23 protein-coding genes and 1 riboswitch are annotated in these 25,437 nt (G+C 69.2%); of the genes, 16 read left to right on the top strand and 7 right to left on the bottom strand.

What is annotated here, in order from left to right:
- Positions 1-50: 50 nt before the first annotated feature.
- On the bottom strand, positions 51-248 hold the full coding sequence (locus tag ACFYSH_RS21575; RefSeq protein WP_359475820.1) for a hypothetical protein: 198 nt from the start codon (positions 246-248) through the stop codon (positions 51-53).
- Positions 249-407: 159 nt separating this feature from the next.
- Here ACFYSH_RS21575 and ACFYSH_RS21570 point away from each other — a divergent pair, with 159 nt between their 5' ends.
- A complete protein-coding gene (locus ACFYSH_RS21570; protein WP_359475823.1) occupies positions 408-1,382 on the top strand; it encodes a carbohydrate kinase family protein in 975 nt (324 codons plus the stop codon).
- An 80-nt stretch (positions 1,383-1,462) separates the two neighbouring features.
- On the opposite strand, the gene ACFYSH_RS21565 is transcribed toward ACFYSH_RS21570, so the two are convergent.
- Positions 1,463-2,845 carry an aminotransferase class V-fold PLP-dependent enzyme gene (locus ACFYSH_RS21565; protein WP_359475826.1) on the bottom strand — a complete coding sequence of 461 codons (1,383 nt, stop codon included), beginning with the start codon at positions 2,843-2,845 and terminating at the stop codon, positions 1,463-1,465.
- A gap of 272 nt (positions 2,846-3,117) precedes the next feature.
- Here ACFYSH_RS21565 and coxB point away from each other — a divergent pair, with 272 nt between their 5' ends.
- The 4 genes from coxB (at position 3,118) to ACFYSH_RS21545 (ending at position 7,596) form a co-directional block, all read left to right on the top strand.
- On the top strand, positions 3,118-4,086 hold the full coding sequence (coxB, locus tag ACFYSH_RS21560; RefSeq protein WP_359475828.1) for a cytochrome c oxidase subunit II: 969 nt from the start codon (positions 3,118-3,120) through the stop codon (positions 4,084-4,086).
- On the top strand, positions 4,083-5,819 hold the full coding sequence (ctaD, locus tag ACFYSH_RS21555) for a cytochrome c oxidase subunit I (protein WP_359475831.1): 1,737 nt from the start codon (positions 4,083-4,085) through the stop codon (positions 5,817-5,819). Before coxB ends, ctaD begins: the two co-directional genes overlap by 4 nt.
- A complete protein-coding gene (locus ACFYSH_RS21550; RefSeq protein WP_359475834.1) occupies positions 5,816-6,214 on the top strand; it encodes a cytochrome c oxidase subunit 4 in 399 nt (132 codons plus the stop codon). Before ctaD ends, ACFYSH_RS21550 begins: the two co-directional genes overlap by 4 nt.
- Before the next feature lie 125 nt (positions 6,215-6,339).
- Positions 6,340-7,596 carry an Ig-like domain-containing protein gene (locus ACFYSH_RS21545; RefSeq protein ID WP_359475837.1) on the top strand — a complete coding sequence of 419 codons (1,257 nt, stop codon included), beginning with the start codon at positions 6,340-6,342 and terminating at the stop codon, positions 7,594-7,596.
- A 62-nt stretch (positions 7,597-7,658) separates the two neighbouring features.
- On the opposite strand, the gene ACFYSH_RS21540 is transcribed toward ACFYSH_RS21545, so the two are convergent.
- Positions 7,659-8,060 (bottom strand): hypothetical protein, encoded by a 402-nt coding sequence (locus ACFYSH_RS21540; RefSeq protein ID WP_351271621.1) that lies wholly within the window; start codon positions 8,058-8,060, stop codon positions 7,659-7,661.
- Between the two features lie 187 nt (positions 8,061-8,247).
- Between ACFYSH_RS21540 and ACFYSH_RS21535 the strand changes: the two genes are divergently transcribed.
- The 6 genes from ACFYSH_RS21535 (at position 8,248) to ACFYSH_RS21510 (ending at position 15,357) form a co-directional block, all read left to right on the top strand.
- A complete protein-coding gene (locus ACFYSH_RS21535; protein ID WP_359475841.1) occupies positions 8,248-8,868 on the top strand; it encodes a heme-copper oxidase subunit III in 621 nt (206 codons plus the stop codon).
- A 55-nt stretch (positions 8,869-8,923) separates the two neighbouring features.
- Complete coding sequence (locus ACFYSH_RS21530) at positions 8,924-9,733, top strand: c-type cytochrome (RefSeq protein ID WP_359475843.1); 810 nt, start codon at positions 8,924-8,926, stop codon at positions 9,731-9,733.
- Positions 9,730-10,782 carry a Rieske 2Fe-2S domain-containing protein gene (locus tag ACFYSH_RS21525; RefSeq protein ID WP_359475846.1) on the top strand — a complete coding sequence of 351 codons (1,053 nt, stop codon included), beginning with the start codon at positions 9,730-9,732 and terminating at the stop codon, positions 10,780-10,782. The genes ACFYSH_RS21530 and ACFYSH_RS21525 overlap by 4 nt, the downstream gene beginning before the upstream one ends.
- Complete coding sequence (locus ACFYSH_RS21520) at positions 10,779-12,404, top strand: cytochrome bc complex cytochrome b subunit (protein ID WP_359475849.1); 1,626 nt, start codon at positions 10,779-10,781, stop codon at positions 12,402-12,404. Before ACFYSH_RS21525 ends, ACFYSH_RS21520 begins: the two co-directional genes overlap by 4 nt.
- Before the next feature lie 124 nt (positions 12,405-12,528).
- A complete protein-coding gene (trpD, locus tag ACFYSH_RS21515; protein ID WP_359475852.1) occupies positions 12,529-13,593 on the top strand; it encodes an anthranilate phosphoribosyltransferase in 1,065 nt (354 codons plus the stop codon).
- Positions 13,594-13,677: 84 nt separating this feature from the next.
- Positions 13,678-13,795, top strand: a riboswitch (SAM riboswitch).
- 182 nt (positions 13,796-13,977) lie between these two features.
- Positions 13,978-15,357 carry an aminotransferase class V-fold PLP-dependent enzyme gene (locus ACFYSH_RS21510; RefSeq protein WP_359475855.1) on the top strand — a complete coding sequence of 460 codons (1,380 nt, stop codon included), beginning with the start codon at positions 13,978-13,980 and terminating at the stop codon, positions 15,355-15,357.
- Between the two features lie 71 nt (positions 15,358-15,428).
- Here the strand turns inward: ACFYSH_RS21510 and ACFYSH_RS21505 are convergent, their stop codons facing one another.
- Complete coding sequence (locus tag ACFYSH_RS21505) at positions 15,429-15,710, bottom strand: Lrp/AsnC ligand binding domain-containing protein (RefSeq protein ID WP_359475858.1); 282 nt, start codon at positions 15,708-15,710, stop codon at positions 15,429-15,431.
- Entirely contained in the window at positions 15,707-16,456 is a 750-nt protein-coding gene (locus ACFYSH_RS21500; protein WP_359475861.1) for a rhomboid family intramembrane serine protease, read from the bottom strand. Before ACFYSH_RS21500 ends, ACFYSH_RS21505 begins: the two co-directional genes overlap by 4 nt.
- 170 nt (positions 16,457-16,626) lie before the next feature.
- Here ACFYSH_RS21500 and ACFYSH_RS21495 point away from each other — a divergent pair, with 170 nt between their 5' ends.
- The 4 genes from ACFYSH_RS21495 to ACFYSH_RS21480 all read left to right on the top strand — a co-directional run bounded on the left by ACFYSH_RS21495 (position 16,627) and on the right by ACFYSH_RS21480 (position 20,949).
- Positions 16,627-16,869 (top strand): hypothetical protein, encoded by a 243-nt coding sequence (locus tag ACFYSH_RS21495; RefSeq protein WP_356536793.1) that lies wholly within the window; start codon positions 16,627-16,629, stop codon positions 16,867-16,869.
- Between the two features lie 37 nt (positions 16,870-16,906).
- Positions 16,907-18,268 carry an NYN domain-containing protein gene (locus tag ACFYSH_RS21490; RefSeq protein ID WP_359475865.1) on the top strand — a complete coding sequence of 454 codons (1,362 nt, stop codon included), beginning with the start codon at positions 16,907-16,909 and terminating at the stop codon, positions 18,266-18,268.
- Positions 18,269-18,565: 297 nt separating this feature from the next.
- Positions 18,566-19,591: an NlpC/P60 family protein gene (locus ACFYSH_RS21485; protein ID WP_359475868.1), complete on the top strand. Its 1,026-nt coding sequence runs from the start codon at positions 18,566-18,568 to the stop codon at positions 19,589-19,591.
- A gap of 107 nt (positions 19,592-19,698) precedes the next feature.
- Entirely contained in the window at positions 19,699-20,949 is a 1,251-nt protein-coding gene (locus tag ACFYSH_RS21480) for a hypothetical protein (RefSeq protein ID WP_388754446.1), read from the top strand.
- On the opposite strand, the gene ACFYSH_RS21475 is transcribed toward ACFYSH_RS21480, so the two are convergent.
- Complete coding sequence (locus tag ACFYSH_RS21475) at positions 20,906-22,171, bottom strand: glycosyltransferase 87 family protein (RefSeq protein WP_388754443.1); 1,266 nt, start codon at positions 22,169-22,171, stop codon at positions 20,906-20,908. The two genes, ACFYSH_RS21480 and ACFYSH_RS21475, sit on opposite strands and share 44 nt — an antisense overlap.
- 77 nt (positions 22,172-22,248) lie before the next feature.
- On the opposite strand from ACFYSH_RS21475, the gene ACFYSH_RS21470 reads away from it, so the two are divergent.
- Positions 22,249-23,391, top strand: coding sequence for a glycosyltransferase family 4 protein (locus ACFYSH_RS21470; protein WP_359475877.1), 1,143 nt, complete (start codon positions 22,249-22,251; stop codon positions 23,389-23,391).
- A gap of 58 nt (positions 23,392-23,449) precedes the next feature.
- Here ACFYSH_RS21470 and ACFYSH_RS21465 read toward each other — a convergent pair whose 3' ends face one another.
- On the bottom strand, positions 23,450-25,246 hold the full coding sequence (locus ACFYSH_RS21465) for an AMP-dependent synthetase/ligase (protein WP_388754440.1): 1,797 nt from the start codon (positions 25,244-25,246) through the stop codon (positions 23,450-23,452).
- Positions 25,247-25,437 lie beyond the last annotated feature (191 nt).

Raw genomic sequence — 25,437 nt, 5'->3', positions numbered from 1 at the left:
GAGCGCGTGGTTCCACCGAATGCGCGGGGGGAGCCGCCCGGCGGACCGGATCAGTCCCCGTAGTCGGACATGGCGTCGATCAGACGGGCCGAGGACGGTGGCACCGTGACGCCGTGGATGCGGGAGGGCTCCACCGGCTTCGTGGCGGTCCTCGCGGGCACGACCCAGTGCGGCGCCATCCGTGCGCAGTCACCGCGCAGCTCGGCCAGGCTCATCTCGGACTCGCGGGGAACGATGTTGTTCGACATATCCGCACCGTACGCACGTGAGGGCCAGGTAGAAAGACCTACTATCGGGTAGTTTTGCCCTTTCGGGCACGGTGGCGCCACCGGGTAGCGTGAACTGTCACGCCGTCCCGGAGGGCGCGCTCACGCGTTCCCTTCGCCTTCCGCAGGAGCAGCCTCCCCGTGCGTATCGCAGTCACCGGCTCCATCGCCACAGACCACCTCATGACCTTCCCCGGCCGATTCGCCGACCAGCTGGTCGCGGACCAGCTGCACACGGTCTCGCTCTCCTTCCTGGTCGACAACCTCGACGTGCGCCGCGGCGGAGTCGGCGCGAACATCGCCTTCGGCATGGGCGTGCTCGGCACGCAGCCGATCCTCGTGGGGGCCGCCGGCTCCGACTTCGACGACTACCGCGCCTGGCTCGACCGGCACGGCGTCGACACCGGATCGGTCCGGATCTCCGAGGTCCTGCACACGGCGCGCTTCGTCTGCACCACGGACGCCGACCACAACCAGATCGGCTCCTTCTACACCGGTGCCATGAGCGAGGCCCGGCTGATCGAGCTGAAGAGCGTCGCCGACCGCGTCGGCGGTCTCGACCTCGTCTCGATCGGGGCCGACGACCCCGAGGCGATGCTCCGCCACACCGAGGAGTGCCGCACGCGGGGCATCCCGTTCGCCGCGGACTTCTCGCAGCAGATCGCCCGGATGGACGGAGAGGAGATCCGGATCCTCCTCGACGGTGCGACGTACCTCTTCTCCAACGAGTACGAGAAGGGCCTCATCGAGTCCAAGACGGGCTGGAGCGACGAGGAGATCCTGTCCAGGGTCGGCCATCGCGTCACCACCCTCGGCGCCCGCGGTGTCCGCATCGACCGCGCCGGCCAGGACCCGATCGAGGTCGGATGCGCCGAGGAGGAGCGCAAGGCCGACCCGACCGGCGTCGGCGACGCCTTCCGGGCCGGTTTCCTCTCCGGTCTCGCCTGGGGTGTGGGCCTGGAGCGAGCCGCCCAGGTCGGCTGCATGCTCGCCACCCTGGTCATCGAGACGGTCGGTACGCAGGAGTACACCCTGCGCCGCACCACCTTCATGGACCGCTTCACCAAGGCCTACGGGGACGAGGCGGCCTCCGAGGTCAGGAAGCACCTCTCCTAGGTGTATTGACCCGCAGGGTTGTTGACGCGGGTGACTGGGGGCCGGCCTCCGAGTGCGGTGTGGCAGCGGCACGGACCGGCTCAGAGGAGCCGGCGGACCACATAGGCCGAGCCACGGTCCGCCGGCTCCTCGCCCACGTACTCCTGTTCGCGCATCGCGCACCAGGCCGGGATGTCCAGGCGGGCGGCCTCGTCGTCCGAGAGCACCGTCACCGTGCCGCCCACGGGTACCTCTCCGATCACCTTTGCGAGTTCGATCACCGGAATCGGGCAGCGCCTGCCCAGCGCGTCGACCACGAGCGAGTCCCGCGGTGTGGGGGAGGGGGCTGCCGAGGCGGGCGCGCCGAGCCGCTCCCGCACCGCGGCCACCACGCCCGGCAGTGCGTCGAGGAAGTCGCTGACCTCTTCGTCCGTCGTCCCGGCCGGGAGCGAGACACGGATGTTCCCCTCCGTGAGCACCCCCATCGCCTTGAGGACATGGCTGGGTGTCAGGGTGCTGCTCGTGCAGGACGACCCGGACGACACGGAGAAGCCGGCACGGTCCAGCTCATGGAGCACCGTCTCTCCGTCGACATAGAGACAGGAGAAGGTGACCAGATGCGGCAGTCGCCGCACCGGATCGCCCACCACCTCCGCGTCAGGCACCAGCGACCCCACCGCGGCTCGGATCCGGTCCACCAGGGCGCGCAGCCGCGCGGCCTCCGCCTCGGCCTCCTCGCGCACCGCTCGCAGCGATGCCGCAGCCGCCACGACGGCCGGGATGTTCTCGAAGCCGGCGGCCCGGCCCGACTCCCGCTCGTCGGCGGGGGCTTGGGGAGCGAACCTGACCCCCTTGCGCACGGCGAGCAGGCCGACCCCGGCGGGCCCGCCCCACTTGTGGGCGCTCGCGGCCAGCAGCGACCAGCGGCCGGGCACCGGCCCCCAGCCCAGTGACTGGGCGGCGTCCACCAACAGGGGCACGCCTGCTTCGGCGCAGACCTCGGCGGTCTCCGCCACCGGCTGCACGGTTCCCACCTCGTGGTTGGCGGACTGCAGACAGGCCAGCGCGGTGTCCCCACGAAGGGCCCTGCCGAATGCCCCCGGATCCACCGCCCCGGTACGGTCCACCGCCACCTCGGTGAACGAGCCGCCCTCGGACTCCAGGGCCGCGGCCGCATGGAGGAGTGAGGAGTGCTCGACGGCCGAGAGGACCAGATGGCGGCCGGCGCGCCGACGCCCGGCAAGCGCTCCGGCCATCGCCGAGTGCACCGCCCTGGTGCCGGACGAGGTGAAGACGAGCTCGTCCGGACGGCAGCCGACGGCCTCCGCCGCGGCTTCCCGGGCCGCGTCCAGCAGCAGCGCGGCACGCCGCCCCTCGCGGTGGAGCCGGGCGGGATCGGCCCAGCCCTCGTCCAGTGAGGCAAGCAGCGCCTGGCGGGCGACGGGATGCAGGGGCGCGGAGGAAGCCGCATCGAAGTAGGGCACACCGTCACGCTAGCCCGCGCGGGGGCGTGGTCAGGAGACCGGCCGCTGTGCCACGGGGGAGAGGGGGCGTCAGATGGCGGCCGGAGGCGTGCATTCCATCCCTTCGGGGTGTCGTGCGGCGCGTTGGGCACCCTCCCCGCGCGACCCCAAATAGCGTCCAGTAGGGTTTGGTCCGCATAAACATCCAAACCCCTGCCCGCGTCAGGGCCGGCGACCGACCAAGTGAGACGGGCGCGCCGACCGTGCGGGCGAGACTCTCGGGAAGGCGCTACGTGAGTCCCAACGGCTCCGACCGCTCGTCGCGGCGCCCGATGCGGCGGAAGCTGCCGCAGGTGCTGACTGCGGGCCTGGTCCTGGCGACGGCCTCCGGTTGTTCATACAACTGGGAGGATTTCCCCCGCCTCGGTATGCCCACCCCGGTAACGGAAGAGGCCCCTCGGATCCTCTCCCTCTGGCAGGGCTCGTGGGCGGCAGCGCTCGCCACGGGCGTCCTTGTCTGGGGGTTGATCCTGTGGAGCGTCATCTTCCACCGGCGAAGCAAGACCAAGGTGGAGGTACCTCAGCAGACCAGGTACAACATGCCTATCGAGGCGCTGTACACAGTGGTCCCCTTGATCATCGTCTCGGTGTTCTTCTACTTCACCGCGCGCGATGAATCGAAGCTCCTCGAGCTCACTCCGAAGCCGGCCCACACCATCAACGTGGTCGGCTACCAGTGGAGCTGGGGCTTCAACTACATCGAGAAGGTGGAGGGCCAGCCCTCCGCCGGCAGCGAGGTCCCCAAGGAGCTCGACGCCATCCCCGACAAGTACCGCAAGGACTTCCCCGAGGGCGCCGGCGGCGTCTACGACGTGGGCATCCCCGGTACGCGCAACCCGCAGAACGGCAACCCGGGCCCGACCCTGTGGCTGCCGAAGGGCGAGAAGGTCCGTTTCGTCCTGACTTCGCGTGACGTCATCCACTCCTTCTGGGTGGTGCCGTTCCTCATGAAGCAGGACGTCATTCCGGGCCACACCAACTCCTTCGAGGTCACGCCGAAGAAGGAGGGCACCTACATGGGTAAGTGCGCCGAGCTCTGTGGCGTCGACCACTCCCGGATGCTCTTCAACGTCAAGATCGTCTCTCCCGAGCGTTACCAGCAGCACCTCAAGGAGCTGGCGGAGAAGGGTCAGACGGGCTACGTGCCGGCAGGCATCGAGCAGACGGACCCGGCCAGGAATGCGGAGACGAACAAACTGTGAGCATCCTCAATGAATCCCAGGGTGCCGCGGCAGCAGACGACTCGTTCGAGGACGAGCTGCCGGTGCGGCGCAAGCAGCCGGGGAGTGTCGTCGTCAAGTGGCTGACCACCACTGACCACAAGACGATCGGCACGATGTACCTGGTCACCTCGTTCGCGTTCTTCTGCATCGGTGGCCTCCTGGCGCTCTTCATGCGCGCCGAGCTGGCCCGCCCGGGTACGCAGATCATGTCGAACGAGCAGTTCAACCAGGCGTTCACGATGCACGGCACGATCATGCTGCTGATGTTCGCGACGCCGCTCTTCGCCGGGTTCGCGAACTGGATCATGCCGCTGCAGATCGGCGCGCCCGACGTGGCGTTCCCGCGGCTGAACATGTTCGCGTACTGGCTGTACCTCTTCGGCTCGCTGATCGCCGTCGCCGGCTTCCTCACGCCGCAGGGCGCGGCCGACTTCGGCTGGTTCGCCTACTCCCCGTTGTCGGACGCCGTCCGCTCGCCGGGTGTCGGTGCCGACATGTGGATCATGGGTCTGGCCTTCTCCGGCTTCGGCACGATCCTCGGCTCGGTCAACTTCATCACCACGATCATCTGCATGCGCGCCCCCGGCATGACGATGTTCCGCATGCCGATCTTCACCTGGAACGTCCTGCTGACCGGTGTCCTGGTCCTGCTGGCCTTCCCCGTTCTGGCCGCCGCGCTCTTCGCGCTGGAGGTCGACCGGAAATTCGGCGCACATATCTTCGATGCGGCCAATGGTGGCGCATTGCTCTGGCAACACCTCTTCTGGTTCTTCGGCCATCCAGAGGTGTACATCATCGCTCTTCCGTTCTTCGGAATCATTTCCGAGATCATTCCGGTGTTCAGCCGCAAGCCGATGTTCGGTTATGTCGGTCTGATCAGCGCGACGATCGCCATCGCCGGCCTTTCCGTGACGGTGTGGGCACACCACATGTACGTCACCGGCGGCGTGCTGTTGCCGTTCTTCTCCTTCATGACATTCCTCATCGCGGTGCCGACCGGTGTGAAGTTCTTCAACTGGATCGGCACGATGTGGAAGGGGTCGTTGTCCTTCGAGACACCGATGCTCTGGTCGGTCGGCTTCCTGATCACCTTCGCCTTCGGTGGTCTGACCGGCGTGATCCTGGCCTCGCCGCCGCTGGACTTCCACATCTCCGACTCGTACTTCGTCGTCGCGCACTTCCACTACGTCGTCTTCGGCACCGTGGTCTTCGCGATGTTCGCCGGCTTCCACTTCTGGTGGCCGAAGTTCACCGGCAAGATGCTGGACGAGCGGCTCGGGAAGATGACCTTCTGGACGCTGTTCATCGGCTTCCACGGCACGTTCCTGGTGCAGCACTGGCTGGGTGCCGAGGGCATGCCGCGACGTTACGCGGACTACCTCGCGGCCGACGGTTTCACCGCCCTGAACACGATCTCGACGATCTCCTCGTTCGTGCTCGGACTGTCGATGCTTCCGTTCATGTACAACGTCTGGAAGACCGCGAAGTACGGCAAGAAGATCGAGGTCGACGACCCCTGGGGCTACGGCCGTTCGCTCGAATGGGCGACGTCCTGCCCGCCGCCGCGGCACAACTTCCTCAGCCTGCCGCGGATCCGTTCCGAATCCCCGGCGTTCGATCTGCACCACCCGGAGATCGCGGCGCTCGAGCAGCTGGATCACCTGCCCGAGGGTGAGAAGGTCCTCGTCGGCGGCAAGGAGGACGGCAAGTGAAGATCCAGGGCAAGCTCTTCATCTGGCTGAGCGTCTTCATGCTGGCCATGGCCGTCACGTACGGCGTCTGGTCCAAGGAGCCGGTCGGTACCACCGCACTGGTCCTGGCCTTCGGGCTGTCCATCATGATCGGTTTCTACCTGGCCTTCACGGCCAACAGGGTCGACGCGATGGCCCAGGACGACAAGGAAGCCGACGTCGCGGACGAAGCCGGTGAGGTGGGCTTCTTCTCCCCGCACAGCTGGCAGCCGCTCTCGCTGGCCATCGGTGGCGCCTTCCTGTTCATGGCCGTCGTCTTCGGCTGGTGGCTGGCCTACTTCTCGGCCCCGCTGCTCCTGATCGGCCTCTTCGGCTGGGTCTTCGAGTACTACCGGGGCGAGAACCGCACCCAGTAGGACACGCCCGCACAGGACATGTCGCACCCGTACGGGGGCCCGGCCCGCTCAGCAACGAGCGGGCCGGGCCCCCGTTTGCAGTCACTGAACGCGCTGGATCGGATGAATCTTCTTAGCGTGGGTGCATGAACCACACGCCGCGCATCCGCACCGTAGTGAGCTGCACTCTGCTGGTCGTGACCCTGGTCGCAGGTGCGACCGCCTGTGGCGAGCCCGACGGTCATCCGCTGTCGCTGAAGTCCCACGACGCAGCCGACCTGGTCTCTTTCAACGGCCCGTCCAAGGGCGAGAAGGCCGACCCCGACAAGCCCCTCGAAGTCACCGTCAAGGACGACGACACGAAAGTCACGGATGTGACGGCCGTCGACACCGAGGGACGCCATCTGGCGGGCGAACTCGACGCCGACGGCAAGCGGTGGCACTCCACCACCCCGCTCGCGGCCGGCACCCGCTACACCGTCAAGGTCTCGACCGAGAACGGCGACGGCGCTCCTGGCCGCCTCACGTACGCCTTCGGTACGACCTCGGCCAAGAAGTTCCTGAAGGTCACCTTCGGCCCGCAGGCGGGCACCTACGGCGTCGGACAGCCCCTCACGGCGGAACTCAGCGCTCCGGTCACCGACAGGGCCGCCAGAGCCACCGTGGAACGCGGGCTCCAGGTCCGGTCCGCACCCGCCGTCACGGGATCCTGGCACTGGGTCGATGCCAAGACCCTGCACTACCGCCCCCAGGAGTACTGGCCCGCCGACGCCAGCATCGACATCCGCAGCAACCTGAAGGGCATAAAGGTCACCAACGCCCTCTACGGGGCCGCCGCGAAACCCCTGAAGCTCTCCACCGGCGACCGCATAGAAGCGATCACCGACGCCGCGGCCCACTCCATGACCGTTCTGCGCAACGGCGAAGTGATCAACACCATGCCGGTCACCACGGGCAAACCGGGCTTCGACACCCGCAACGGCGTCAAGGTCGTGCTCGCCAAGGAGCAGTTCGTACGTATGCGCGGCGAGAGCATCGGCATCGCCGCCGGCTCCTCGGAGTCCTACGACCTGCCGGTCTACTGGGCGACGCGGGTCACCTGGAGCGGTGAGTACGTCCACGCGGCGCCCTGGTCCACAGGTTCACAGGGCAGCGCGAACGTCAGCCACGGCTGTACGGGCATGAGCACCGCCGACGCGGAGTGGTTCTTCGAGACCGTGCGCGAGGGCGACATCGTCGAGGTCGTCGGAAGCGACGGCGAGATGATGACGCCGTTCGACAACGGCTTCGGCGACTGGAACCTGTCATGGGAAGCCTGGCAGAAGGGCAGCGCCCTGCACGGCGGCGCCACGCCGGCCACGGGCACCGATGTCCAGGCGGCGCGGCTGCGCCCCCAGGTCTGATCCGGCCGGGAACGAGCCGGGCCCCGGCAGGACACCGCGCAGGGGCGCGGGGCCACTCGGCCTCAGGCCCCCACGGACAACCTCTGGCGCAGCAGGGAGGCCAGGGCGTCAGCGAAGCCCACGGGGTCGACCGGATGGGTCACAGCGGCGTCCGCGCGGCTCCACGTGGCCAGCCAGGCGTCCTGCGGGCGCCCGATCAGCAGCAGCACGGGCGGGCAGTCGAAGATCTCGTCCTTGATCTGCCGGCAGACGCCCATACCGCCCGCAGGGGCCGTCTCACCGTCCAGCACGCAGACGTCGACACCGCCCCGGTCCAGTGCGCTCAGGACGGCCGGCAGGGTCGCGCACTCCAGGAACTCCACAGGTGGGACGTCCGCCGCGGGCCTGCGCCCGGCTGCCAGCCTCACCTGCTCACGGGTGTTGGCGTCGTCGCTGTAGACCAGGACCGTGGCGGTCGGCTGCATTGTTCCTCCGTGACGTCTGTGTCTTCGGGGCTCTCCGGGCATGAACCGATGGGCGGATCGTACTCCGGCGGACTGCCTGTCAGCACCGGTAAGGACAGCGATTCGATGGGCCGTTCGGTGAGGACACACGGCTCTGACACACCGAACGGCACCCCCGGGAGTGAGGGCGGGATAAGCGACCGACATAATGTCGGTCGTGGCGACAGCAACGACAGTAGAAACCGGGCACGCGCACCCGTCGGTCAATCGGCCGAACCTCACCAGCGTCGGAACCATCATCTGGTTGAGTTCCGAGCTGATGTTCTTCGCGGCCCTCTTCGCGATGTACTTCACCCTGCGATCGGTGATGGGACCCGATCACTGGAAGGAGATGGCTCACCATCTGAACTTCCCGTTCTCGGCGACGAACACCACGATCCTGGTGCTTTCCTCTCTCACCTGCCAGCTCGGCGTTTTCGCCGCGGAGCGGGGCGATGTGAAGAAGCTCCGCACCTGGTTCATCATCACGTTCGTGATGGGTTCGATCTTCATCGGAGGTCAGGTCCTCGAGTACACCGAGCTGGTCAAGGAAGCGGGTCTCTCGCTGTCCTCCGACCCGTACGGTTCGGTGTTCTACCTGACGACCGGCTTCCACGGTCTGCATGTGACAGGCGGTCTCATCGCCTTCCTGCTCGTCCTGGGCAGGACGTACGCGGCCTCGAGATTCACCCATGAACAGGCCACCGCGGCCATCGTCGTGTCCTACTACTGGCACTTCGTCGATGTCGTCTGGATCGGTCTGTTCGCCACGATCTACATGATCAAGTAACCGGGTTCGCACCCACCCACCATCGACGCAGAAGATCCTGACACCGGGGTAATCCGTGAAAAAGCTCTCCGCACGACGACGCCATCCGCTGGCGGCAGTCGTCGTACTACTCCTCGCGCTGGCGGCTACCGGGGGGCTGTACGCCGCGTTTGCGCCTGCGGGTAAGGCGCAGGCCGACGAAACCGCCCAGTCCCTCGCCATCGACGAGGGCAAGAAGCTCTACACCGTGGGCTGCGCAAGCTGCCACGGAACCGGCGGTCAGGGCACCACCGACGGGCCGTCCCTCGTGGGCGTCGGCTCCGCCGCCGTCGACTTCCAGGTCGGTACCGGACGTATGCCGGCTCAGCAGCCGGGCGCCCAGGTCCCGAAGAAGCCGGTCATCTACACCCAGGCCGAGATCGACCAGCTCGCGGCATACGTCGCGTCCCTGGGCGCCGGTCCGATCACGCCGACCGAAAGCCAGGTCGACCCCGCGGGCGCGGACGTGGCCAAGGGCGGCGACCTGTTCCGCAACAACTGCGCGCAGTGTCACAACTTCACGGGCAAGGGTGGTGCGCTGACGGAAGGCAAGTTCGCCCCTGACCTCGAAGGCGTGAGCCCGAAGCACATCTACGAGGCCATGCAGACCGGCCCGCAGAGCATGCCCTCCTTCCCGGACAGCACCATGCCGGAGCAGCAGAAGAAGGACATCATCGCGTACGTCCAGACCGTCAACGGCAACAATTCCGAGAGCCCCGGCGGGCTCGCGCTCGGTGGTCTCGGCCCCGTCAGCGAAGGTCTCTTCGGCTGGATCTTCGGCCTGGGCGGCCTGATCGCCATCGCCGTATGGGTCGCGGCCCACACCGCTAAGGCCAAGAAGTCATGAGTAGCCAACAGATTCCAGAAGAGAACCTGCCGGTAGAGCAGGGCACCGCGCACGGCGCGGTAGAGGGTGCGGGCGACCCGTTCGCCGACCCGGGGCTGCCGGCCCACAAGCCGCGCATCCAGGACATCGACGAACGGGCCGCGAACCGCTCCGAGCGAGCCGTCGCCTTCATGTTCACGCTGTCCATGCTGGCGACGGTCGGCTTCATCGCCTCCTACGTCATCTTCCCGGTCGACAAGATCGTCTACATCTGGCCGTTCGGCCACGTGAGCGCGCTGAACTTCTCCCTGGGTCTGACCCTGGGCCTGGCGCTCTTCCTCATCGGCGCGGGGGCCGTCCACTGGGCGCGCACCCTGATGTCCGACGTGGAGGTCGCCGACGACCGGCACGCCATCGAGGCGACGCCTGAGGTCAAGGCCAAGGTCATGGCCGACTTCGCGGCCGGTGCCCAGGAGTCCGCGATCGGGCGGCGGAAGCTGATCCGCAACACCATGTTCGGTGCGCTGGCCCTGGTGCCGCTCTCCGGTGTGGTGCTGCTGCGCGACCTCGGTCCGCTGCCGGAGAAGAAGCTCCGCAAGACCATGTGGGCCAAGGGCAAGCAGCTCGTCAACATGAACACCATGGAGCCGCTGCGTCCCGAGGACGTCGTCGTCGGTTCGCTGACCTTCGCCATGCCCGAGGGCCTGGAGGAGGACGCGCACGACTTCCAGACGCAGATCGCCAAGGCCGCCCTGATGATCATCCGCATCGAGCCGGAGAACATCAAGGACCCGCGGGAGCGCGAGTGGGCCCACGAGGGAATCGTGGCCTTCTCCAAGATCTGCACCCACGTCGGCTGCCCGATCAGCCTGTACGAGCAGCAGACGCATCACGTGCTCTGCCCGTGCCACCAGTCCACCTTCGACCTCTCCGACGGCGCCCGCGTCATCTTCGGTCCGGCCGGTCACCCCCTTCCGCAGCTGCAGATCGGCGTGAACAGCGAGGGCAACCTCGAGGCGCTCGGTGACTTCGAAGAGCCCGTCGGTCCTGCCTTCTGGGAGCGCGGATGAGTACTGCGACGGAAACACAGCGCAAGGCGCCCGCCGGTGAGCGGGTGGCCGACTGGGCGGACGGCCGGCTGGGCATCTACGGCCTGGCCAAGGCCAACATGCGCAAGATCTTCCCGGACCACTGGTCCTTCATGCTGGGTGAGATCTGCCTGTACAGCTTCATCATCATCATCCTCACGGGTGTGTATCTGACGCTGTTCTTCAACCCGAGCATGAACGAGGTCGTGTACCACGGCTCGTACGAGCCGATGCAGGGCATCCGGATGTCCGCGGCCTACGCCTCGACGCTGGACATCAGCTTCGACGTCCGCGGTGGTCTGCTGGTCCGCCAGATCCACCACTGGGCCGCGATCATCTTCCTCGCCGGCATGTTCGTGCACATGTTCCGGGTGTTCTTCACCGGGGCGTACCGCAAGCCGCGTGAGATCAACTGGCTGTTCGGCTTCCTGCTGTTCGTGCTCGGTATGTTCACCGGGTTCACCGGCTACTCGCTCCCGGACGACCTGCTCTCCGGTACGGGTGTGCGCTTCACACAGGGCGCGATCCTGTCGATGCCGATCGTCGGCACGTACATCTCGATGTTCCTGTTCGGCGGGGAGTTCCCCGGTACGGACATCATCTCGAGGTTCTACTCGATCCACATCCTGCTGCTGCCGGGCATCATGCTCGGGCTCGTGGTCGGCCACCTCATCCTGGTCTTCTTCCACAAGCACACGCAGTTCGCCGGCCCGGGCAAGACGAACAAGAACGTCGTCGGCATGCCGCTGCTGCCGGTGTACATGGCCAAGGCCGGAGGCTTCTTCTTCCTGGTCTTCGGCTTCATCGCGATCCTCTCCGCGATCGCCACGATCAACCCGATCTGGGCGCTCGGCCCGTACCGTCCCGACCAGGTGTCCACGGGCGCCCAGCCGGACTGGTACATGGGCTTCGCGGAAGGCTTCGTCCGTGTGATGCCCGGCTGGGAGATCAACCTCTGGGGCCACACACTGGTCCTGGGCGTGCTCATCCCGCTGGTGCTGTTCGGTGTCGTCCTCGGGGCGCTCGCGCTCTACCCGTTCATCGAGTCGTGGATCACCGGCGACAAGCGCGAGCACCACATCCTGGACCGTCCGCGCAACGCTCCGACCCGCACCGGGCTGGGTGTCGCCTGGGTGACGATCTACTTCGTCATGCTGATCGGCGGCGGCAACGACATCTGGGCGACCCACTTCCACCTGTCGCTCAACGCGATCAGCTGGTTCGTACGGATCGCCTTCTTCGTCGGCCCGGTCCTCGCGTTCATCGTCACCCGGCGGATCTGCCTCGGCCTCCAGCGCCGCGACAAGGAGAAGGTGCTGCACGGACGCGAGTCCGGCACCATCAAGCGCCTGCCGCACGGTGAGTTCGTGGAGATCCACGAGCCGCTCAGCCAGGAGCAGCTGCACACGCTCACGGCGCACGAGCAGTACAAGCCGCTCGAGCTCGGCCCGACGGTCGACAAGAACGGTGTCCAGCGCAAGCCGTCGGCGCTGCAGAGGCTGCGGGCCAGGCTCAGCAAGAGCTACTACGGCGAGAACAACCAGATCGCCAAGCCCACTGCCGAGGAGTACAAGGAGATCACCAGCGGCCACGGCCACCACTGATCACCTCAGCTGACCGCCACAGCGGGAGCCCCGTCCATCCGATGGACGGGGCTCTTCGCTGCCCCGGGGCCTGGATAGGGTGGGAGGCATCCTTGTATCGGCTGTGGACCCCCAGGAGCGGACCATGAACGTGGTGACCCAGGACGGCGGCGACAGCGTGGCGGCCCGGACCTGGCCCGGCGTGCTGACACCCCTCCTGCGAGGCGAGCACCTCGGCGCGGACGACACCGCGTGGGCCATGGACCGCATCATGAGCGGCGAGGCCACGGACGTCCAGATCGCCGGATTCGCGATCGCGCTGCGCGCCAAGGGCGAGACCGTCGACGAGGTCACCGGACTCGTCCGCGCCATGTACGAACACGCCCACACCATCGATGTGCCCGGCCGTACGGTCGACATCGTGGGGACCGGCGGCGACATGGCCAAGACGGTCAACATCTCCACCATGTCGGCGATCGTCGTCGCGGGGACGGGCGCGAAGGTCGTCAAGCACGGCAACCGCGCCTCCTCGTCGGCGAGCGGCGCCTCCGACGTGCTGGAGAAGCTCGGCGTCAATCTCGAACTGACGCCGCAGCGCGTCGTCGCCGTCGCCGAGGAAGCGGGCATCACCTTCTGCTTCGCGGTGAAGTTCCACCCCGCCCTGCGGCACGCGGCCAGGGCGCGCAAGGAACTCGGCACGCAGACCACCTTCAACATTCTGGGCCCGCTCACCAACCCGGCCCGGGTGCGCTCGCAGGCGATCGGGGTCGCCGACCCCAGGATGGCGCCCATCGTCGCGGGCGTGCTGGCGGACCGGGGGAATTCGGCGCTCGTCTTCCGGGGCGACGACGGCCTCGACGAGCTGACCACCACGGCCACGTCGCGGGTCTGGATCGTCCGCGACGGCACCGTCCGCGAGGAGGCCTTCGACCCACGGGACGTCGGCCTCGACCTGGTTCCCGTCGAGGCGCTGCGTGGCGCGGACTCCTCGTACAACGCGGATGTGGCCCGTCGGCTGCTCGACGGGGAGACCGGCGCCGTACGTGACGCCGTGCTGCTCAACTCCGCTGCCGCGCTGGTCGCGCTGGACCCGGGCGAGGGCACTCTCGACGAGCAGCTCGCCGCCAAGATCGCACGGGCCGCCGAGTCGATCGACTCGGGTGCGGCCAAGCGGGCGCTGGAGCGCTGGGTGGCATCCAGTAACGCCTGAACCGGACCGGGAGAACCTGGGGCGCGGTCCGCATCGCGGACTGCGCCCTTGCGTGTCGCCGTGGGTATGGCAAGATGCTGCGCAGGTCATGAGTGACAGCGACTACGGCCCCGGCCCGCTGTCCGGCAACCCTCCGTCCGTGGCGGGGTGCCCCGGGTGAAGACCAGGCCGCAGGCAGCGAGGTCTGTGGCAAGCGCGGGCCCCTCGGCATCGTCGTATGCCACCCCTTGGGGTCCTGGTCCCAGGGAGCCTCTTGTGAGCAAGCGAATGCGATAGGGCGCGACGCCCTCCTCCGCACACCCCTTTCTTCTTTCCTTCCCGCGCCGCTGCGTCCTGTCGGATCGCCGTCGCGAGGATCTCGCCTGCCTTTCACGGGAGTTCGCCATGTCTGTCTCCACCGCTGCCGTCGACCAGTCCGTTTGTGCCCCGCTGCCGGTTCTGGGAGCTGATGTCACGGTTCCGCTGGTGACGGGCGGAGACGTCACGTATGCGGCGCTGGACTATGCGGCCAGCGCCCCGGCGCTCCAGCGGGTGTGGGACGACGTGGCTGCCTACGCCCCGTACTACGGCAGCGTGCACCGCGGTGCCGGATACCTCTCGCAGCTCTCCACCGACCTGTTCGAGAGCAGCCGGGTGACCGTCGCGGAGTTCCTCGGCTGCCGCGCGGACGACCAGGTGGTCTTCACCCGCTCGACGACCGACTCCCTCAACCTGCTGGCCGCCGCGCTGCCCGCCGACTGCCAGGTGTTCGTGTTCGAGACCGAGCACCACGCCTCGCTGCTGCCCTGGCGCGACGCCCGGGTGACCTGCCTCGACGCCCCCCGCACCCCTGACCAGGCGGTCGCCACGCTGGAGCGGGCCCTGGCCGACCGGGAGCCCTACGGCCCCGCGCTGGTCTGCGTCACGGGCGCGTCCAACGTCACCGGTGAGCTGTGGCCGGTGAGGGAACTGGCGGCCGCGGCCCACGCCCACGGGGCGCGGATCGTGCTCGACGCGGCTCAGCTGGCGCCTCATCACCCGGTGGACATCACCGAACTGGACGTCGACTGGGTGGCCTTCTCCGGACACAAGCTGTACGCCCCCTTCGGCTCGGGGGTCCTCGCGGGCCGGGCCGACTGGCTGGTGGACGCGGAGCCGTACCTCGCGGGCGGCGGCGCCTCCCGCAAGGTCGCCCGGCGCACCGACGGCGGAGTGGACGTCGAGTGGCACACCACCGCGGCCCGCCACGAGGCCGGATCGCCCAACGTCATCGGTGTCTACTCCATCGCCTCCGCCTGCAAGGCGCTGACCGAGGCCGGGTTCGACCGGCTGGTCACGCGGGAGCAGCAGTTGGTGACCCGGGTCCGCGAGGGCCTCGCCGAGGTCTCTGACGTCAAGGTGCTCTCCCTGTTCGGTGACGACGCCCCGAGGGTCGGCGTCATCTCCTTCGTGGTCGAGGGGTGGAACAGCTCGCACTTCGCCGCCGCGCTCTCCGCCGAGTACGGCATCGGGGTGCGCGACGGACTGTTCTGCGCCCACCCGCTGGTGCGGACCCTGCTGGGCAGCGAGCCGCAGGAGCCGGGTGAATGCGGCGCGCCGGAGGCCGCCCCGGGGGAGAGGTCCTTGAACGCCATCCGGGTCAGCTTCGGAGCCGGCACGCCGGACGAGCACATCGAGCGGTTCCTGGGGGCGGTCCGGGAGCTGGTGAGCAAGGGTGCCCGCTGGAGCTACCGCACCGAGGAGGGCCGGTGCGTGCCCGACCGCGGCGCCGTCGCACAGGTCTGAACGGTCCGGACAGGGCTCCGGCCGGGGACGGAGGCGTCCCGCCCCGTCCCCGGCCGGAGCCGTAGGCCGTGTCAGCCGTCGAGACCGATGGCGAAGGCCGCCTCGAGGTCGTGCTGCGAGTACGTGCGGAAGGCGACGTGGGTATCGGTACCCTCGACGCCCGGGATCTTGCTGATCCGACCCGGGATGACATCGGCCAGATCGTCGTGCCGGGCCACCCGGACCATGGCGATCAGGTCGTACGTACCGGTGACCGAGAAGACCTCGCTGACACTGTCCAGCGCGGCGATGGCCTCGGCGATCTCGGGAATCCGGTCCACGCTGGTTTTGATGAGCACGATCGCGGTGATCACGGCTGGCTTTCTCCCTCAGTGGCCGTGGCTGGAGACTTCACCTTAATACCCCGGAACCGCACCCAGGCGTAGAGGAACCCGGCCGCGAAACCCGCCACGTGCGCGAGGTACGCCACGCCCGGGCCGCTGCCCGCCCTCTGGGCCGCCAGCCACTGCAGGACGAACCAGAACACGAGCACGATCCAGGCGGGGAAGCGCAGCGGAAGGAAGAAGAGGAAGGGGAAGAGGCTGGTGACACGGGCTCTGGGGAAGAGGTAGAGGAACGCGCCGAGCACCGCGGAGATCGCGCCCGACGCGCCGACCAGCGTCTGGTCGGAATCCGCGTGCACCACCGCGTAGGCCACCAGGGCGAAGTAACCGCACGCGACGTAGAAGAGGGCGAACCCGGTCCGGCCCATGCGCTCCTCGGCCATCGCGCCGAACACGTAGAGGAAGAGCATGTTGCCCAGGAGGTGCAGCCAGCTTCCGTGCACGAAGAGCGCGGTCAGTGGGGTCAGGGCCGTGCGGGCGGAGCCCTCCATCAGCTCGTCGGGAATCACACCCCACCGCTCGAAGTACCCGGCCTGCGCGGCCAAAAGCGCGTCCCCGGCACCGTAGGCGGGGTTGAACCCGGAGAGCGGGCTGGTCAGGAACACCGCGCAGCACAGGGCCATGAGTCCGTACGTGACCGGGGCGCCCCCCGCCGCGGCCGCCGCTCCCAGTTCCCTGGCTCGCTCCCGCCAGCCGACTTCCCGCCAATCGATCACGTACAGAGCATGACGCACCCGTCGAGAACAGGGCAGACCGCCTCGCCGTGCCGACAGGTATGCGCGAGGCCGTAGGGTTGCGGCAGGACATCCGCAGTTCGACGGCGCACCGCGAGATCGAAGACCTGGGCACGCACAGGGCTCGACGAACGACGAAAGAGGACGCAACGATGACGACGGTTCCCCAGCCGACGGACGGGACCCGCTGGCGCTGCACGCTCTGCGGCAATCTCACCCGTTTCGATGTGACCCGTTCCTCGAAGGTCGTGGAGTACGTGCATCTCGACCTGGCCGGGGAGTCGAGTGTCGAGGAGCGCGAGGTGGTCAGTGAGACCATCGAGTCGGTGCGCTGTCGTTGGTGCAACGCCGTGGACCAGATCGAGCTGGTCGACCGGCCTGGTGCCGGCTCCTGACGGAGCCGTGCGGACAGACATATTGGGGTGATGGATGGTGGAGCAGCCGACAGGCGGCGCCGGACCGGCCGACGCGGCCGACGGCACCGCGGAGTCGCTCGACCGTCCGCTGCCCGAGGGCGTACGCCGCAAGGTGGTGGCACTGGTCTCGGAGGCGTTCGGCGGGCTGACCGTCGGCGAACTCCCGTCCCAGCTCCGCCAGTACGCCCGTTTCACCCCCAACAGGCGGGCCAAGTTCGCGGGTAACGCGATGGCCGCGGCCCTGGAGGGCGACCCTGCGTTCCGTCGGCGCATCGGTGAGCGGATCACCCAGACCCAGCCGGCGCTGGCCGACGCGCTCACGTCCGGTGCGCCGCCGGCCGCCGCCGACCCCCTCGATGTGGCCGCCGCCGCCTATGTGCTGCGTCCGGCCGGCTGGGTCAAGCTGGTGGCTGCCGCGGGCGAAGAGGCCCAGCGGGCGCACGCCGAGCGGGTGGACGAGGAGACCAGGCGCGAGCTCGAGCGGCTGCGCGAAGAGCTCGACCGCGCCCGCGGCCAGACCAGGTCCGACACCGAACGGCTGCGTGCGGAGCTGGAGGCATCCCGCAAGGAGACCGACTCCCTGCACCGCAAACTGCGCAGTGCCCTCAGTGAGGTGAAGCGCGGGGAGGCCGCTCTGCGCAAGGCCGGCGTCGAGGCCGACACCGTCCGGGCCGAGGCGGCGGCCCAGGTCTCCGTCGCCGAGAGCGAGTCCCGCCGGCTCAAGGCGCGGCTGGCCGAGGCGGAGGCGTCCGTCGAGGCGGGCCGCCGGGCGGCCAGGGAGGGCCGCTCGGTAGAGGACATGCGGCTGCGGCTGCTCCTGGACACCGTGCTCGACGCGGCGCAGGGGCTCCGCAGGGAACTGGCCCTGCCGCCCTCCTCGCTGCGGCCCGCCGACGGTGTCGAAGCGGTGGAACCCGGCCGGATGTCACCGAAGGACATCGCGGCCAGGGCGCTCTCGGAGACGGACCCGGCGCTGCTCGACCAGTTGCTCGCCCTGCCGCAGGCCCATCTGATCGTCGACGGTTACAACGTCACGAAGACCGGTTATCCGCAGATGCCGCTGGAGAAGCAGCGGTTGCGCCTCCTGGGCGGGCTCTCGGTCCTCGCGGCCCAGACCGGTGCCGAGATGACCTGTGTCTTCGACGGCGCCGAGCTGGCCGCACCGGTCCTGCTGGCGCCGCCACGTGGAGTCCGGGTGCTGTTCAGCAAGGCCGGGGTGACCGCGGACGAGCTGATCCGGCAACTCGCGCGCGCCGAACCGCCGGGCAGACCCGTCGTCGTGGTCTCCACCGACCGCGAAGTCGCCGACGGGGTGGCGAAGGCGGGGGCGAGGCCGGTCGCGTCCGCCTTGCTCCTGAAGCGCCTTTCGCGCGTCTGAGGCGTCATGTGAGGCATGGGCGACTTGCCGGAATTAATGGAACGTACCGTCAAGTCACCGCTACACGCAGTGCGATGAAAGTAAAGAAGTGCCTGGTGTGACGAGATTTTGCCCGTGAGGATTTGAACTGATCACAAGATGGTCACTAGGGTCAGGCCTCGAACCTTCGCACGGTTGATTGCCCACCCGGGGTAACGGCGAAGGGACCGCCGAGTCCGTGACGTGTACGGAGCCGGGGATCCGTTCGTATCCCCCCACAGCCCGGTAGGCGGTTCAAGGAAGAAGGAGCTCGCCTTCGTGGGGTCCCACCGTCGTCCCAAGCAGCCGAGCCGCGCTCGCGTGACCGTGCTCACCGCGACCGCCGCCGCTGCCGTGGCCCTGACTTCCCAGGCCGCCCACGCCGACCCCAAGCCGACCAAGAGCGAGGTCAAGGCGAAGGTCGACAAGCTTTACCACGAGGCCGAGATCGTCAACGAGAAGGCCAACGGTGCCAAGGAGCAGCAGGACAAGCTCAAGGAGCAGACCGACGCCCTCCAGGACAAGGTCGCCCGCGGGCAGGAGGAGCTGAACACCCTGCGCGGCGAGCTGGGTTCGCTCGCCACCGCGCAGTACCGCTCCGGTGGTCTCGACCCGTCGGTGCAGCTGCTGCTCTCCACGGACCCGGACGACTTCCTCGACCAGGCCTCCGCGCTCGACCAGCTGACGGCCAAGCAGGCCCAGTCGCTGGAGAAGATCCAGGCCAAGCAGCGCACTCTCGCGCAGCAGCGCAAGGAGGCGCAGAGCAAGCTCGACGACCTCGCCGACGTCCGCAAGACGCTGGATGCGAACAAGAAGAAGTACCAGGTCAAGCTGGCCGACGCGCAGAAGCTGCTGAACACCCTCACCGCCGCCGAGCGCGCCAAGATGGTCGCGGACGATCAGCGCGCCAGCCGTGCCGCCGGCGACCGGGTGGAGCTCGGCAAGGAGGCCCCCGCGTCCGGCGTAGGCGCCGCCGCCCTGCAGGCCGCTGCCACGCAGATCGGCAAGCCGTACTTCCGTGGTGGCACCGGCCCCAACTCGTACGACTGCTCGGGTCTGACCCAGTGGGCCTTCGGCCAGGCCGGCGTCCAGATCTCCCGCACGACCTACACGCAGGTCAACGACGGTGTCCGGATCGGCCGCAGCGCGCTGAAGCCGGGCGACCTGGTCTTCTTCAGCAACACCTCGCACGTCGGCATCTACGCAGGCAACAACCAGGTCCTGCACGCCCCGTACCCGGGCACGAACGTGCGTTACGAGGCGATGGAGTACCTCGGCTCCTTCCAGTTCGGTGTCCGCGTCTGACGCCTGACGGGTGAACCGCGGCACGCTTCAGTGACATCCCGCCCCGCCGGAGACCACAGGTCACCGGCGGGGCGCCGCTGTGACCGCTCTGACCGTACGATCGGCGGGTGGCTGTTCGAACGCGGGACGCGAGGCGGGGACACCGCGGGCGGAGCACGGCGGGTGCCGTGCTCGGCGTCCTGCTGCTCGCGTCCGCGTGCTCGGCCCCCCGGGACACGGCGACCGGCGTCACCGTCCAAGAGGTCGGTGCCACGCTGGACCGGCGGGCCGCGGCGGTCATGGGGCACGACACCGACGCGTACCTGGCCGCGATCGACCCCCGGGCCGCTTCCTTCCGGGCCGCCCAGCGCACCGAATTGCACAACCTCGCCGACGTACCGCTGGAGTCCTGGGCGTACGAGGTGAGGGACGTGACGGACGCGGGCGCGGACCGGGTGATCGCCGAGGTCGAACTGCGCTACCGCATCAAGGGCTACGACATGGCCTCCATGTCCTCCTCCCGCACGGTGGAGCTGGTCCGCCGCGGCGAGGGCCGCACCTGGTACGTCGCCGCCGACCGGGCCGCCGACGGTGCCCCCGAACAGCTCTGGCAGCAGGGTGACGTCGCGGTCGTACGGGGCACGCACAGCCTGGTCCTGGGGGTCGGCCGCCGGACGGCGGAGCTGCGCGGGATCGCCGCGACCGCGGACCGGGCCGTCCCGGCCGTCACGGGTTCCTGGCCGGAGCCCTGGGCGGAGCGCGTCGTGGTGCTCGTCCCCGGGTCCGTGGAGGACATGGCGGGGCTCCTGGACGCACCCGTGTCCAGCTACCGGGGCATCGCGGCCGTCACCACCGGCGAGGTCGGCGGGGGCGGCCGGGCCCCCGCCGACCGGGTGATCGTCAATCCGCAGGCGTACGGAATGCTCGGCGACTTCGGGCAGCGCGTCGTCCTCACCCACGAGACCACCCATGTGGCGACCCGGGCCCACACCTCCGCCGCCACGCCCGTCTGGCTGTCCGAGGGCTTCGCTGACCGGGCCGCCTATCGCCGGGAGAGCCGGACCGCCCTCGAGGTCGCACCGGAGCTCGCCGAGGCGGTCCGCGCCGGCGACCTGCCCGCCCACCTGCCGACCGACGAGGACTTCGGCTTCGGTGAGGACCCGGCGCGGCTCTCCCGGGCGTACGAGGGCGGCTGGATGGCCTGCGAGCTCATCGCGCGGGACTGGGGCGAGGAGGAGCTGATCGCCTTCTACAAGGCCGTGGGGAGCCGTTCGGAGCGGGACGGAGCCGTGGAGCAGGCCCTGCACACCGTGCTCGGCACCACGCCTCAGGACTTCACGGCGCGCTGGCGTGCGTACCTGCGCGACCGGCTCGGCTGATCCGCTCCGCCCCGCGCACCTCCCGCGCCCCCGGCACGGTGGCGCGCCACAGCCTCCGCCCCGCGCCGAGCGTCGCCGCGACGAGCAGACCGTTGCGTACGGCCAGGAGCGCCACGCCCTCCGCGTCACTGGCCACGACGTGCGCGAAGCCCAGCGGGAACTCGAGCACGGTGACAGCGGTGGCCACCACGACCAGACACGCGGGCACCGCCATGCGGCTGCCCCGGAACACCAGGCACACCGCGGCGACACCGAGCGGCCACACCATGTACTGGGGGCTGATGACCCGGCTGGTCACGGTGAACAGCAGCACCGCGGTGAACGCCGCGTCCGCCGGGGTGTGCACCGCGAACGTACGGGCGCGGAACCGCCACACCAGCAGCCAGCCGAAGCCGAGCACGCTCAGCGCCAGGGCCAGCGTGCTCACCAGTGCCACCTGCGGACCGGCGAACTCCATCGAGCCGTAGCGGAGCTCCACCCGGCCCTCCCAGCCGAACTGCCGGGCCACATGGAAGACCAGCGCGCCCAGCGACTCGATCTCCAGCCCGCGGTCCCGCTGGAAGGTCAGGAAGGCGAACGCGCCGGGCACCGCCACCGCGGCCGCCGACGCAAGTACCACGGCCGTCACCACCGCCGACGACCAGGACCGGCGTGTGGCCCTTCCCTTGGCGGTGCCCACCAGCACCAGTACCGGCCACACCTTCAGCAGGGTGCCGAATGCGGCCAGCGCCCCCAGCACTCTGGGGTGGCGCACCCCTGCCAGCAGTGCCGCCACCGCGACGGCCGTCACCATCAGGTCGTAGCGTGCGTAGACCGTCGGCCCGAGCAGCGGCACACCGACCACCCACAGCCACGCCCCCGCGTCGCGCATGCCCGGGCGGCTCCCCGCGTACAGCAGCAACCCGAACACCAGTGCGTCACACAGGAATACGAGGACGAAGAAGGCTGAGGCGTACTCCAGGAAGGGCAGCAGATCGGGGGAGAGCACGGCGAGCGCCGCGGCCGGAGGGTACTGCCAGGTGACGTCGTCCAGCGGGTAGGAACCGGCATGGAGCACCTCGTACCAGCCCCGGTAGATAACCGAGACGTCGACCGTGACATCCGGGCCCGGCACCGTGAACACCTTGAAGACGCAGAGCAGCAGCACCGCCCGGGTGAGGCCCCATACGGCGAGGGACAGCCCCCGGCCCCACCGGCCACTCGTACCTGTCCTGACCGTCATGCACGCCATGATGCAGGCCCCGGCTGTGCGGGAGCCGTCAGGCAGGGCCGTCGGGCCGCCCGGTACTGTCGGCGGCGATGGACAAGACGCTGATCGTGACGAACGACTTCCCGCCCCGCCCCGGCGGCATCCAGGCCTTCCTGCACAACATGGCGCTGCGCATGGACCCCGAGCGGCTCGTCGTCTACGCCTCCACCTGGAAGCGCGGCGCGGAGGGCGCCGAGGCCACCGCCGCCTTCGACGCCGAGCAGCCGTTCACCGTCGTACGCGACCGTACGACCATGCTGCTGCCCACCCCGGGGGTCACGCGGCAGGCGGTCCGGCTGCTGCGCGAACACGGCTGTTCCTCCGTGTGGTTCGGCGCGGCCGCCCCCCTCGGGCTGATGGCGCCCACGCTGCGCAGGGCCGGCGCCCGCAGGATCGTGGCGACCACGCACGGCCACGAGGCGGGATGGGCCCAGCTGCCCGCGTCCCGGCAGCTGCTGCGCCGCATCGGCGAGGGCACCGACACGATCACCTACCTCGGCGAGTACACCCGCTCCAGGATCGCCGCCGCGCTCACCCCGCAGGCCGCCGGACGCATGGTGCAGCTGCCGCCCGGGGTCGACGAGAAGACCTTCCACCCGGCCTCCGGCGGCGACCGGGTCAGGGCCCGGCTCGGGCTCACCGACCGGCCCGTCGTCGTGTGCGTGTCACGGCTCGTGCCGCGCAAGGGCCAGGACACCCTCATACTGGCCATGCCCGCGATCCTGGCGCGGGTGCCGGACGCCGTCCTGCTCGTCGTGGGCGGCGGACCGTACGCGGGGCAGCTGAAGAAGCTGGCGGCCGAGACCGGTGTCGAGGACTCCGTGCGCTTCACCGGACCCGTGCCCTGGGAGGAACTGCCCGCGCACTACGGCGCCGGTGACGTGTTCGCCATGCCCTGCCGCACCCGGCGCGGCGGGCTCGACGTCGAGGGCCTCGGCATCGTCTACCTGGAGGCGTCCGCGACCGGGCTGCCGGTCGTGGCGGGCGACTCGGGGGGCGCGCCGGACGCCGTGCTCGACGGTGAGACCGGGTGGGTGGTGCGGGGCGGCTCCCCCGAGGAGTCCGCCGACCGGATCGTCACCCTGCTCGGCGACCCCGAGCTGCGCCGGCGCATGGGGGAGCGGGGCAGGGCGTGGGTCGAGGAGAAGTGGCGCTGGGACCTGCTCGCCGGACAGCTGAAGACGCTGCTCTGAGCCGACCTGCGAGTGGGGCCCGCACCGTGACTGGCGCGGGCCCCACTCGCAGGTCGGCTCAGCCGCGGTAGATCGACTCCACCTCGTCCGCGAAGTCCTTCGCCACGACATTGCGCTTCAGCTTCAGCGACGGCGTGATGTGGCCCGCCTCCTCGGTGAACTGCGCACCCAGGATGCGGAACTTACGCACCGACTCCGCCTTGGACACCGCCGCGTTGCCTTCGTCGACCGCCCGCTGGACCTCGGCCAGCAGCTCGGGGTCCTCCCGCAGCGAGACCGCCGTCGAACCGGCCGGCTTGCCGTTCTCCTCGGCCCAGCGGGAGAGGAACTCCTCGTCGAGGGTGAGCAGCGCACCGACGAACGGCCGGCCGTCGCCGACCACCATGCACTCGGCGACCAGGGCGTGTGCGCGGATCCGGTCCTCGATCACCGCGGGGGCGACGTTCTTGCCGCCCGCAGTGACGATGATCTCCTTCTTGCGGCCCGTGATCGCGAGATAGCCGTCCTCGTCGAGCGTGCCGATGTCACCCGTGTGGAACCAGTTGTCGGCCAGCGCCTCGGCCGTCGCCGCCTCGTTCTTCCAGTAGCCGGTGAACAGGTGCTCGCCGTGCAGCAGCACCTCGCCGTCGTCGGCGATCCGCACGACCGAGCCCGGAAGCGGCTGGCCGACCGTCCCGATCTTCTGCCGGTCCCACGGATTGAAGGCCGTGGCGGCACAGGTCTCGGTGAGGCCGTAGCCCTCCAGCACCGTGAAGCCGATACCGCGGAAGAAGTGGCCGAGCCGCTCGCCCAGCGGTGCGCCGCCGGAGATCGCGTACTCCCCACGGCCGCCGAGGACGGTGCGCAGCTTGCCGAACACCAGCTTGTCGAAGATCTTGTGCTTGATCCTCAGGCCGAACGTGGGCCCCTCAGGTGTGCCCAGCGCCCGGCTGTACGCGATCGCCGTGTCGGCGGCCCGGTCGAAGATCTTGCCCTTGCCGTCGGCCTGGGCCTTGGCCCGCGCCGAGTTGTACACCTTCTCGAACACCCGCGGCACACCGAGGATCAGTGTCGGCCGGAACGCGGCCAGCTCATCGGTGAGGTTCTTGATGTCCGGCACGCAGCCGAGCCTGATCGGCGCCATCACCGAGGCGACCTCGACCAGCCGGCCGAAGACGTGCGCGGTGGGCAGGAAGAGCAGGACGGAGCACTCGCCGGTACGGAAGAGGGGCTTCAGCCGCTCCACGACGTTGCCGCACTCCGCGAAGAAGCTGCGGTGCGTCAGCACACAGCCCTTGGGGCGGCCGGTGGTGCCCGAGGTGTAGACGATGGTCGCCGGGTCGTCGGCCTTGGAGCTCACCATGCGCAGGTCCAGCGTCTCGTCCGAGACCCCGGCTCCCGCCGCCACGAGCTCGCCGACGGCGCCCCGGTCGATCTCCCAGACGTGCCGCAGACCGGGGAGCCCGTCCCGCACGGCGGTGACGGACTCCGCGTGGGCGGCGCTCTCCACGACGACCGCGACCGCGCCCGAGTCACCGAGTATCCACTGGACCTGCTCGGGGGAGCTGGTCTCGTACACCGGGACGGTGACGGCGCCCGCGCTCCAGATGGCGAAGTCCAGCAGGACCCACTCGAAGCGGGTGCGGGACATGAGCGCGACCCGGTCGCCGGGCTGGATACCCGACGCGATCAGGCCTCTGGCGGTGTCTGCGACCTCGGCGAGGAACTGGGTGGCCGTGACGTCGGTCCAGACACCGGCCACCTTCCGGCTCATCACCGCGACATCGGGATGCTGAGCGGCGTTGCGGCGGATGAGATCCGTCAGGTTGCCGTCCGTAGGGACCTCGTACAGGGCCGGAAGGCTGAACTCGCGCAAGACTGCTGCTCCTCATCGGGCTCCGGTTCCACGGCTCTGTGCGACGCACCGGATCGGTCCAAGACTGGCAGATGCTCAGTGGGGTGAGCACGACTGGACTGGCGGGACGTTACCCACCGGTACTCGGTTCCGGAAAGGGGTTTCCGGCCAGATGTCTTATGCATCACACATATCCGCGGTCCTTCGGCGCA

Source organism: Streptomyces sp. NPDC005791 (assembly GCF_042871485.1).
Classification (GTDB): domain Bacteria; phylum Actinomycetota; class Actinomycetes; order Streptomycetales; family Streptomycetaceae; genus Streptomyces.
This window is presented reverse-complemented; position numbering and strand designations above follow the sequence as displayed.